Genomic DNA, 9261 nt, shown 5'->3' with positions numbered 1-9261 from the left:
GTGAAAATACTATGGCGGAAAGACTTTTCAAAGAGTTAATGGATATCATGAATGATTCTGGTAACTCAATCAAGAAAAGACAAGATACGCATAAGATGGCAGAAGCTAATAAAGCTTTCTCTCACTTCAAGTGGTAATTAAACATCGTCTTTTAAGTTTTATATTGCAAATAGAGAAATCTAAAATTTGCGGTCACGTATTATTTATACGCTCCCTTAATTTTAATTTCTGCTTTACAATCTAAATTCTTAAAATACTTGTTTAATGAGATAATAAAGACCTTCGATTTTTTCGGAGGTTTTTTTATTGAATCTCTTTGTGGAAAAGGGGGGTGGTTAGGATTTATATTTTTTCTTGACTTAGGAAATTTTTATTACTACCTTACATAAGTAACTTAAGTTTTAAACGTGAAAATTCTAACATATACATATAATGAATTCAGATTCTAATCAAGCTGCTTTAGTAGGTACTAATACTGGAGGTAGGCAAAGTAAGATGGTTCCTGTTCCAGGAATGGATCTTGGCAAAATTTCTAGGGAATGTAGAGTTCCTGAAGAAGGTTATAAACCTGTGGATGTCGATGCTCTTTGGAAAGAAATTGAGCATGAAGATATCCTTAAAACATTGGTGCAGGATGTTAAGGATTCGAGAAAAAACTAGTATATCTAGTTTAAAAAATTAATTAAGGAAGTTCTAGAAATAGAGCTTCTTTTTTTATTATCAAAAAATATTTAAAGATTTAATTTGGGTTTTTGATTTGTTTTGATGAAAGATTTATTTTACTATTTAGATAGGTATAACTTTTAAATGAATTGGGAAAATATGGGAATTTACGGAAAGGGATACCCCGAGAAGTTGCCTATGGGTGACGAAGAGCCTTATACTCCAATAGTTTTTAGTTGGGAAAAAAAAGAGGCTTCGACTGCAGAAGAAAAGGGTCTTAGTGTGACGAGTGATGGTGTTGTTGAAGATAGTGTGTTAGAGAAGGGTTTGAGCTAAGATTTGGATGGAAAAAAGAGGTGAAGTAAAATTCCACCTCTTTTGTCTTTTTATTTTACGCCGATAAATACCCCCTCCCATGCATACCATTCTTTACATTCGTCAGGGGCATATTCAACTTCAATTTTAGCAGCTAAAAATACATTTCTGTTTTCAGCCGCAACAGATGATTCTCGTTCATAGATTACGAAATTATTAATTTCCCTCTTGAACCAACCATATAGAGATATCCTTTTTTTTCTATCTCTTTCATTTTTTAAAAATATTTTTTCTTGTGGCGCTATAACTTTAATCTCTTTTTGAATTTGAAGAATTTTACAATTCTTGTCTTCTACAAATTGACCAGTTTTAGGCAGATCATGAAACTTAAAGTGTACTAACATTTTTTTCAGGTTTAAAATTTTATCGGTCGTTATTATATATTTTAAGGTTCGTTCATGTCAAGCTATGTTTTATATTATAATATATCCCGGTATTGCTTTCGCAACCCGGGATAGTAGAAAATTATTTTTCTAAAGTTGAAATTGTTATTTAACTATTTCAATGCTTTTTATTTTTGAAGGTTCTGTAACCATTCCGTTGTCGTATGGGTTACCTCTCATAATTTTATCTAGAGTTTCTTCACCTTCGATTACTTTACCGAATGCAGTGTATTCACCGTCTAGGTGAGGAGCATCGTCTAGCATGATGAAGAATTGGCTGTTAGCACTGTTTGGATCCATTGCTCTTGCCATAGATAGAACGCCTCTTGTATGTTTCATTTCATTAAATTCTGCAACAAGGTTAGGTAGTTCTGAACCGCCTGTTCCGTTTCCTAGAGGACAACCAGCTTGAACCATGAAGTTTTCTATAACTCTATGGAAAGTTAATCCATTGTAAAAACCTTGTTCTGAAAGAGTTAGGATTCTTTCAACGTGGTTTGGAGCTATATCTTTGTATAGTTCAATTTTCATTTTACCTAGCTCTTCTCCAGAGTTAGATTCAACTGTCATTAAGATTTCTGGTTTCATATTGTTTCCTTTTTCTTGTTCGTTAATTTTATCTTTTTTACATCCTGTTAGCATAGCTAGTACAGAAAGAGTTACTAGAATTTTTTTCATAATTTCCTCCATGTTTCTAAAGTAGATTATTTATATTTTAGTCGGTTGTTATATTAAAATCAATGTTTGTTTTAAAAAAAGAAGTTCTATTGAACTCCTTTGATTTTTATTTATAAGCTTTGTAAATTTCAAGAGGTAATCCAGAGTATGGATTGTCTACTAATCCGAAGCTTTTTACCATTTGGTCAGATCCTAGTTCAACGAAGTAGTCTTGGTCTAGTTCAGGAAGTAAGTCAGAATTGTACATCATGTATTCACTACCTTTGAATTGTTCTGTAGAAGTAGGAATACCCATAAGGCTTAGAACTTCTTCCTTAGTCATATCTTTTTTAATTTTAGTACTAAGGTTAATTCCTTTTACAATATTGTCAGGAGTGAATATGCTTGATAAGAAGCCTTGCTTGTTCTCAGAGTTTTGAGGTTGGCAAGCTGTTACTGTTAATAAAGCTATTATGCTTAGTGTAATTTTTTTCATAATATGTTTTCCTTATACTACTAGATGGATGTTGTCGAAAGTACCTTTAGAGGCTACTACTTTAACATTAATCATCATAAAGATTTCATCTGGAGCAACTTCTTCTATTAATAGATGAGATGTGTTTACGTTTAATTTAGTAATCATTTTATCATCGTCTAATAGAGTATAAATTCTAGCTCCCTTAGGTTGTTCTCTTGGAATTTCCATTGGGTTTTGAGGACGTTTAAGAGTGTCTAATAATGTTTTTAATCTGTTATCAATATCTGCTCTTGCAGTTCCTAGAAGTTCTGGATGAAGTATTTCTATATCTATTTCAGCTAATAGATCCATTTCTGGTGAAATGATAGGAACGAATTCTACTCCATTCATTTTTTTAACTATGTTTTTAGGGCGTCGTCCGTGCATTTCGAAGAATTTAGCATCATCTGGGTTAATGAATTTTTTTAGTTCTGAAAATGGAGGAATTTTAACTAGGTTTTTAAGTTGTTCGTGGAACAATAATCTAATGTCATGAATATAGTGTTTTCTGTGTTTTGGGTGAGTTTTCATTTCACCTTTGTATACTAATTTAAACTCCATGGTGAGTGTCCTTTATAAGATTAAGGTTTCGTATATTTTACATTATCTACTTTATGAAAAGAACCCTTATGTACTTGATGTACACTGCGGAACCTTTTCATTTCGTATCTAACGCAAACTATCCAAAACTTTGGGTGGAGAGATTACGTAATGAAATTTTAAAGTAGTGTAAAAGTATTTATGTATGGGAAATATCCCTCTCTCTTTTTTGAGTATAACATAATTTTCTAGAGAAGGTAAGAGATTTCTAAATTTTTTTGAGAGTGGGATTAGTAATCAGCTTTTACGAAATATAATCCTTCAGCTGGAGCAGTGATACCAGCTTTGGTTCTATCGCATGCTTTGAATATTTTTTTAAACTCTTTGATTGAGGTTTTACCTTTTCCTACATCAGCTAAAGTTCCCGATATATTACGAACTTGGTGGTATATGAATGATGGGGCGTAAAGGTCTATTGTTATTACGTCTTTTTCATATTTTGATTTAGATACTTTTATGTATTCTAGAGTTTTTACAGGGCTAGCAGCTTGGCAGTTGGCAGCTCGGAAAGATGAGAAGTCGTGTTTTCCTATTAGGATTTTAGCTGCTTTTTGCATTGCTTTGATATCTAGTTCTTGAGGTATCCACCATGCTTTATCTTTATTTAAAGCTGAAGGAGCAGGGCGGTTAAGGATTTTATATTGGTAGTATCTTCTTTTGCAGTTAAATCTTGCGTGGAAGTCATCTTGGACTTTTTCTACAGATGTTATAGATATATCTTCTTTCTTAAGTAGAGCGTTTGCTGCAAGGATGAATTTTTCAGGTGTTATGTCTGTGTTTTTAAGTTCTATGTGGGCAGGCATTGAGATAGCATGAACTCCTGCATCGGTTCTACCGCAAGCATAAACTTCTATATCTTTTTCTTTATTGCAGAATTGAGAGATAGCTTTTTCTAGCTCTCCTTGAATAGTTTTTACTTTTTGGATGTCAGGTTGTTTTTGCCAACCTGAGTATTTAGTTCCGCAATACTCAATGTTTAATCTATATTTCATATAAACTTCCTTTGCTATTTTTAAAGTATTCTATATTTTTTGTAGAGAAAAAACAATGGTTTTGTTTTATGCCATTGAAAATGTTGAATTTATTTTTTTTGTTGACAATGAAAATATTCCTGATACAGTGGATTGCACTAACGTTATAAACGAAAAACTATGAAAAGAAATGAACCAGTTTTGAACGTGTTAATTTTGTTATTAACTGTTGTTGCATTTGTTAGAGGGTTTGATTCCTTTACATTGCGTGTTTTACCATCTTTTAATATGTTGTTGTTTGCTCTTTTGGGTAATGCAGCTATGTTAAAGGGAGAACATTCACTACTTACTTATTGTATAAACTTAGGTAAGGTTATGTTTTCTTTTGTGATTATCGGTTATTCTTCTACAGGGAGTGCGAGTGATATTGAGATTTTGAAAAATCTCTATGTGGTAAATGGTTTGTTGGTTGTTTTTTATTTCTCTGGCTTATATGGTCAAATAGAGAAATTGAAATTCGTGAGAGAGATGATTAAAGTTTAAGAATAATATTTATTGTAGAAGATTGCCTTTTTGGGGCAATCTTTTATTTTTTATATCCTCTTAGGAATGATTGTGTGTCAGTAGGCTTTTTACCTTCTTTTTGTAATTTTGTGATTTGAAGGATTTTTTTATCACCACATACTATTTTGATTTCTTCGTTTGTTGTTGAAATTGTTCCTGGAGTTTTTTCTGAAGTTTTATTCGAAATAGTAGCTTCTAGGACTTTTAATTTCATATCATCTAATTGCATAGCTGCTTTGGGAAATGGATTTAGTGCTCTAATTTTTCTTTCTATTATTTCAGCAGGTTCATTCCAGTCTATTTGAGCTTCAGATTTTAGGATTTTTTCGGCGTAGCAAGATTTGTTATCATCTTGTTTTTCAGGAGTTAGAGTTTCTCCATTTTCAACTTTATTTAAGAAATTAATGATTGCTTTTCCACCAAGGATTGCCATTTTATCATGAAGTGTTCCTGTTGTTTCAGTTGGAGATATTTCTAATTCTTCTTTGATAAGCATGTCTCCAGTGTCTAGACCTTCATCCATTTGCATGATAGTTATGCCAGTTGTTTTATCCCCGGCTTCTATAGCTCTGTGTATTGGGGCAGCGCCTCTCCATCTTGGAAGAAGTGAACCATGGATGTTTACGCAACCTAGTTTAGGGGCGTCTAAAACGTTTTTAGGAAGTATTATTCCGTATGCTGCTACAACAGCAATGTCGATATTGTTTTCTTCTATGAATGATTTGTATTCTTGGAAAGACTCTTCTTTTCTAAGGGATTTAGGTGTGAATACAGGGATGTTGTTTTCTTCTCCAAAAATATGGCATGGAGATTTGACTATTTTTTTACCACGGTTGGCAGCTTTAGGTTCTTTAGTCCAGATACCTTTTACATTGAAACCTTCAGAATATATTTTTTCAAGAGATGTTTTTGCAAATTCAGGTGTGCCCATGAAGATTACATTTAGGTTTCTAGTTTTCATATGTTTTACCTATTTAATTCTGCCTTGGTTTTCTTGGTTTTTAAGAAGTCTTTTTTTGATCTTTTCCATTTTAGTTAATGAAAGTTTTCTTTTAAGATTTGAAAGGTGATCAATGAATAGAACTCCTTCTAGGTGATCTATTTCGTGAAGTATACATCGTCCTAAAAGTCCATTGGCTTTAAGAGTTTGTTTTTCACCTTTTTCATTTTGGTATTCGATCTCAACTTCTTCAGCTCTTTCTACATCGTAATAGATGTCAGGTAATGAAAGACAACCTTCGTTCATTGAACATTTTTTGTCAGATAATTTTTTGATAACAGGATTTACTATATAAATCATTTCGCTTTTAGGTTCATTGTCATCAATAGTTTCAATAAGACCTCTGTCTACTATGAACATTCTCATATCAAGATTTGCTTGAGGACCAGCAAGACCTAAACCGTCTACAGATTTTAGCATGTATGACATATCATCTAAGTAGTCTTTTAACTTAGGTGTGAACTCAGTAACTTCTTTTGCTTTTCCCATTAGAATTGGAGATGGGGCGATTACTAATGCTATATCTGTTTTTAATTTACTTTTATCGAACATATCTGTACCTGTTTGTCTTTGTTATTTTGGGATATTATAAAACTTAAAATTTAATTTGTAAAATAGTTTTTTGTTTGATTTTTAATTTCTATGTATTAACTTTAAAGTATGGTGTTATAAAAGGGGGCATTATGAATTACATTCTACTATCAATAGTTTTATATTTGGGTTTACTTTTATTTATTGCTTTTTGGCACAAAAGGAAAGGTAGAGGAGGTAATGAGGATTTCTTGATTGCTGATAGAAAACTTTCGGGACTTCCAGTTGCTATGTCTATTTTAGCTTCTGCTATAGGTGGTGGGACTATAATGGCTAATTCAGCATTGATTATGAATTATGGATGGTTGATGATCCCTTTTGTTTTTGCATTACCCTTGGGGCTATTTTTAATAAAGTTTTTTACTAAGAGGATACATGAGCTTTCTAAGAAGGAAAGATGGTTTACTTTTTATGATATGCTTTCTAGTAGGTTTGGAGTGGAGACTAAGTATTTGGTTTCTGTTATTCAGATAATTTCATTATTTTTGATAGCTTGTGTAGCATTGATTGGTGGAGCAAAGATGTTGGAGTTTTTGATAGGCTATTCTTACGAAATTTCTATATTTTTAATGGCAATCGTTATTTGTTTTTATTTATTGATTTCTGGCTTTTCATCTGTTGTTAAAACAGATTTCATTCAGGGAATTTTGATTATAGTCTTATTTTCTTTACTTGCTATATTTTCTTTTGGTTCTGGTGGGGGAATGGAAACTTATAGTAACCTTGAATTTACTCATATAGATCCTTTCGTAGCATTTTTATTTTTTATAGTAGCTTTATTTTATTTTTTTGGAGATGAAGGAACTTTTCAAAGGATATTTGCTAGTAAGAATGTTGAAGAAGTTGATAGAGGAATTAAAATTTCAGTTCTATTTTATATATTGTTTAACTTTTGTTTAGTTTTTACTGCTTTTAGAATAAAGATGTTGTTCCCTGAGTTGGAAATAAATGATACTACTTTTTTGAGAGGTATGGTTGATTTGATACCTGTTGGTTTACATTGGTTGGTTGCTATATCGGTTTTATCTATAGTTTTATCTTCAATTGATACTTATGTTTTTGCATCGGTTATGAATTTTAATAAGATCTTTTTAGATAATAAGGGAGGGGTTGTTAATCATTCACTTCTTGTTAAAAGGACTAAGCTTCTAATTCCTTTGTTTTTAGGTCTTATGGTTTTGATTGCTTTATATATAAAGAGTATTTTGCATACTGTTTACTTTTATGCAGCTTTGACTTTTTTAAATTCTATAATTGTTATTATAGGTTTGCTATTTTCTAAGGCTAATAAGTGGTATGCGATTTGTCCTATAGTTATTAATTTACTTTTACTACTTTTAATGATTGCGTTAAAGGGGTTTGGTAATTATATGATTATGATACCTTTTGTATCTATAATTTTAGGAACATTTCTTGCCGTAGTTATAAATAAAGTTAAGAAGTAGTTTTTTGTTTGATTTTTGATTTTGGGTATAATAGGATTTTATTAGTGGTAAAATTTGTAATTAACAACTTAATATATGAATAAGAATGATATTATAAAAAAGATGAAAAGATTTTCTCTAAAAGAGAGGAAGGCTTTCAGAAATATTCTTATTACTCCTATTAAGGGTAATTTAGATATTTCAGTTAGAAATATAAATACTTTAGCTTTTAATAATATAAAAAATATTGGAGCTTTGTTGAAATTTTCTGAAAATAAATTGAAAGATAATGTCCTTTTGACTGATGATGGTTTTATTGAAGTTGAAAGAGCCGTGTTAGAGCATTTTAAATATAGGGATTTCCCTTGGATTGTTTTAGGTCATAATTATTTTTCCTTATTGGATTTTGTTGAAAAAGATGAGGTAAATATAGAGGGCGCTTTATTTTTAATTTCAGAATTAAGTGAGAAAATTTCCGTGTTTTCTAATGAAGAATTAAATGCGGATATTTCTAATTTGGAGCTTTACGTTTCTAAGCTACAGATTTAAAAGAAATAAAAAAATCCCTGCCGATTGGCGGGGATTAATTTTTTAAGTTTGGTTTGATTATAGACCAGCTTGTTGCATAACTTCTTCTTGGAAGTTGTCTACTTTCTTTTCGATACCTTCACCTAGAGTGAATTTAACGAAACCAACTAATTTAGCTTCTGGACCTAATTCTTTGATTACATCTTTAATCTTTTTGTTAGTGTCCATAACGAAAGTTTGTTCTTCTAGAACTACTTCTTCGTAGAATTTTCTAATTCTACCTTCAACCATTTTTTCAGCGATTTCAGCTGGTTTGCCTGAAGCGATAGCTTGTTCTTTGAAGATAGCTCTTTCTCTTTCTACGTTTTCAGCAGGAACTTCTGCGATTGTAGCTGAGATTGGGTTAGCTGCAGCAACGTGCATAGCGATCTTTTTGATTTCGTCTGCTTTATCAGCAGCGGCACCGTTAACACCAACTAGAACTGCGATTTTACCCATGCCTTCTGCTGTAGCAGTGTGGATGTAACCAGTAACAACGTCAGCTTCTAATTTAGCAGCTCTTCTGATTTCTAATTTTTCACCGATTGAAGCAGTGTTTTCAGCAATTGCAGTTTCTTTTTCAGCTTTGATAGCTTCAATGTCACCGTCTTTGTCGAAAGCACAGTTAGCTACTTCAGATACGAATTTTTGGAATTGTTCGTTTTTAGCAACGAAGTCAGTTTCAGAGTTAACTTCAACTACAGTACCTTTGTTGCCTTCGATTTTCATTGCAACTAGACCTTCAGCAGCAACTCTATCAGCTTTTTTAGCAGCTTTAGCAAGACCTTTTTTTCTTAACCAGTCTTTTGCAGCTTCTAAGTCACCGTTAGTTTCTGTTAAAGCTTTTTTACAATCTAGCATTCCTGCGCCAGAAGTTTCTCTTAATTCTTTTATTGCTTGCATTGACATTTTTTTTCTCCATTTTTGTTTACAGTGTTTTCTGCACGAT

The 9261-nt window shown here is 31.9% G+C and carries 14 protein-coding genes; 6 read left to right on the top strand and 8 right to left on the bottom strand.

The genetic code is table 11. From position 1 onward, the window contains the following. The 3 genes from N4A44_04340 to N4A44_04330 all read left to right on the top strand — a co-directional run. Positions 1-137: 30S ribosomal protein S7 (locus N4A44_04340; GenBank protein ID MCT4552871.1), on the top strand; the 137-nt coding region annotated here is incomplete at its 5' end. Positions 138-432: 295 nt separating this feature from the next. Continuing rightward, the gene (locus N4A44_04335; GenBank protein ID MCT4552870.1) at positions 433-660 is read left to right on the top strand and encodes a hypothetical protein; all 228 of its coding nucleotides are present in this window, start codon (positions 433-435) and stop codon (positions 658-660) included. Positions 661-807: 147 nt separating this feature from the next. After that, positions 808-999, top strand: coding sequence for a hypothetical protein (locus tag N4A44_04330; protein ID MCT4552869.1), 192 nt, complete (start codon positions 808-810; stop codon positions 997-999). Between the two features lie 50 nt (positions 1000-1049). On the opposite strand, the gene N4A44_04325 is transcribed toward N4A44_04330, so the two are convergent. From N4A44_04325 to truA, 5 genes are all read right to left on the bottom strand, one after another. Then, positions 1050-1382, bottom strand: coding sequence for a hypothetical protein (locus N4A44_04325; GenBank protein MCT4552868.1), 333 nt, complete (start codon positions 1380-1382; stop codon positions 1050-1052). A 144-nt stretch (positions 1383-1526) separates the two neighbouring features. Next, positions 1527-2009, bottom strand: a complete 483-nt coding sequence (locus tag N4A44_04320; protein MCT4552867.1) for a peptidylprolyl isomerase — start codon at positions 2007-2009, stop codon at positions 1527-1529. Positions 2010-2205: 196 nt separating this feature from the next. Further along, positions 2206-2574, bottom strand: a complete 369-nt coding sequence (locus tag N4A44_04315; GenBank protein ID MCT4552866.1) for an outer membrane protein assembly factor BamE — start codon at positions 2572-2574, stop codon at positions 2206-2208. 12 nt (positions 2575-2586) lie between these two features. Then, positions 2587-3156 carry a hypothetical protein gene (locus N4A44_04310; GenBank protein MCT4552865.1) on the bottom strand — a complete coding sequence of 190 codons (570 nt, stop codon included), beginning with the start codon at positions 3154-3156 and terminating at the stop codon, positions 2587-2589. Positions 3157-3425: 269 nt separating this feature from the next. After that, a complete protein-coding gene (truA, locus tag N4A44_04305) occupies positions 3426-4187 on the bottom strand; it encodes a tRNA pseudouridine(38-40) synthase TruA (protein ID MCT4552864.1) in 762 nt (253 codons plus the stop codon). 159 nt (positions 4188-4346) lie between these two features. Here truA and N4A44_04300 point away from each other — a divergent pair, with 159 nt between their 5' ends. Continuing rightward, positions 4347-4709 carry a hypothetical protein gene (locus tag N4A44_04300; GenBank protein MCT4552863.1) on the top strand — a complete coding sequence of 121 codons (363 nt, stop codon included), beginning with the start codon at positions 4347-4349 and terminating at the stop codon, positions 4707-4709. 43 nt (positions 4710-4752) lie between these two features. Here N4A44_04300 and fmt read toward each other — a convergent pair whose 3' ends face one another. Together fmt and def are read right to left on the bottom strand one after the other, a co-directional pair. Further along, on the bottom strand, positions 4753-5691 hold the full coding sequence (gene fmt / locus N4A44_04295; protein ID MCT4552862.1) for a methionyl-tRNA formyltransferase: 939 nt from the start codon (positions 5689-5691) through the stop codon (positions 4753-4755). Positions 5692-5700: 9 nt separating this feature from the next. After that, positions 5701-6282, bottom strand: a complete 582-nt coding sequence (gene def, locus N4A44_04290) for a peptide deformylase (protein MCT4552861.1) — start codon at positions 6280-6282, stop codon at positions 5701-5703. Between the two features lie 131 nt (positions 6283-6413). On the opposite strand from def, the gene N4A44_04285 reads away from it, so the two are divergent. Together N4A44_04285 and N4A44_04280 are read left to right on the top strand one after the other, a co-directional pair. Continuing rightward, on the top strand, positions 6414-7766 hold the full coding sequence (locus tag N4A44_04285) for a sodium:solute symporter family protein (protein ID MCT4552860.1): 1353 nt from the start codon (positions 6414-6416) through the stop codon (positions 7764-7766). Between the two features lie 75 nt (positions 7767-7841). Continuing rightward, complete coding sequence (locus N4A44_04280) at positions 7842-8294, top strand: hypothetical protein (GenBank protein MCT4552859.1); 453 nt, start codon at positions 7842-7844, stop codon at positions 8292-8294. Between the two features lie 57 nt (positions 8295-8351). Here N4A44_04280 and tsf read toward each other — a convergent pair whose 3' ends face one another. Next, positions 8352-9221: a translation elongation factor Ts gene (gene tsf / locus N4A44_04275; protein ID MCT4552858.1), complete on the bottom strand. Its 870-nt coding sequence runs from the start codon at positions 9219-9221 to the stop codon at positions 8352-8354. Between the last annotated feature and the right edge of the window lie 40 nt (positions 9222-9261).

The sequence above is a fragment of the Alphaproteobacteria bacterium genome (assembly GCA_025210155.1).
GTDB lineage: Bacteria > Pseudomonadota > Alphaproteobacteria > Rs-D84 > CASDRH01 > JAOASE01.
The sequence above is the reverse complement of the archived record's forward strand: the minus strand, read 5'-3'. Positions and strand labels throughout refer to the sequence as shown.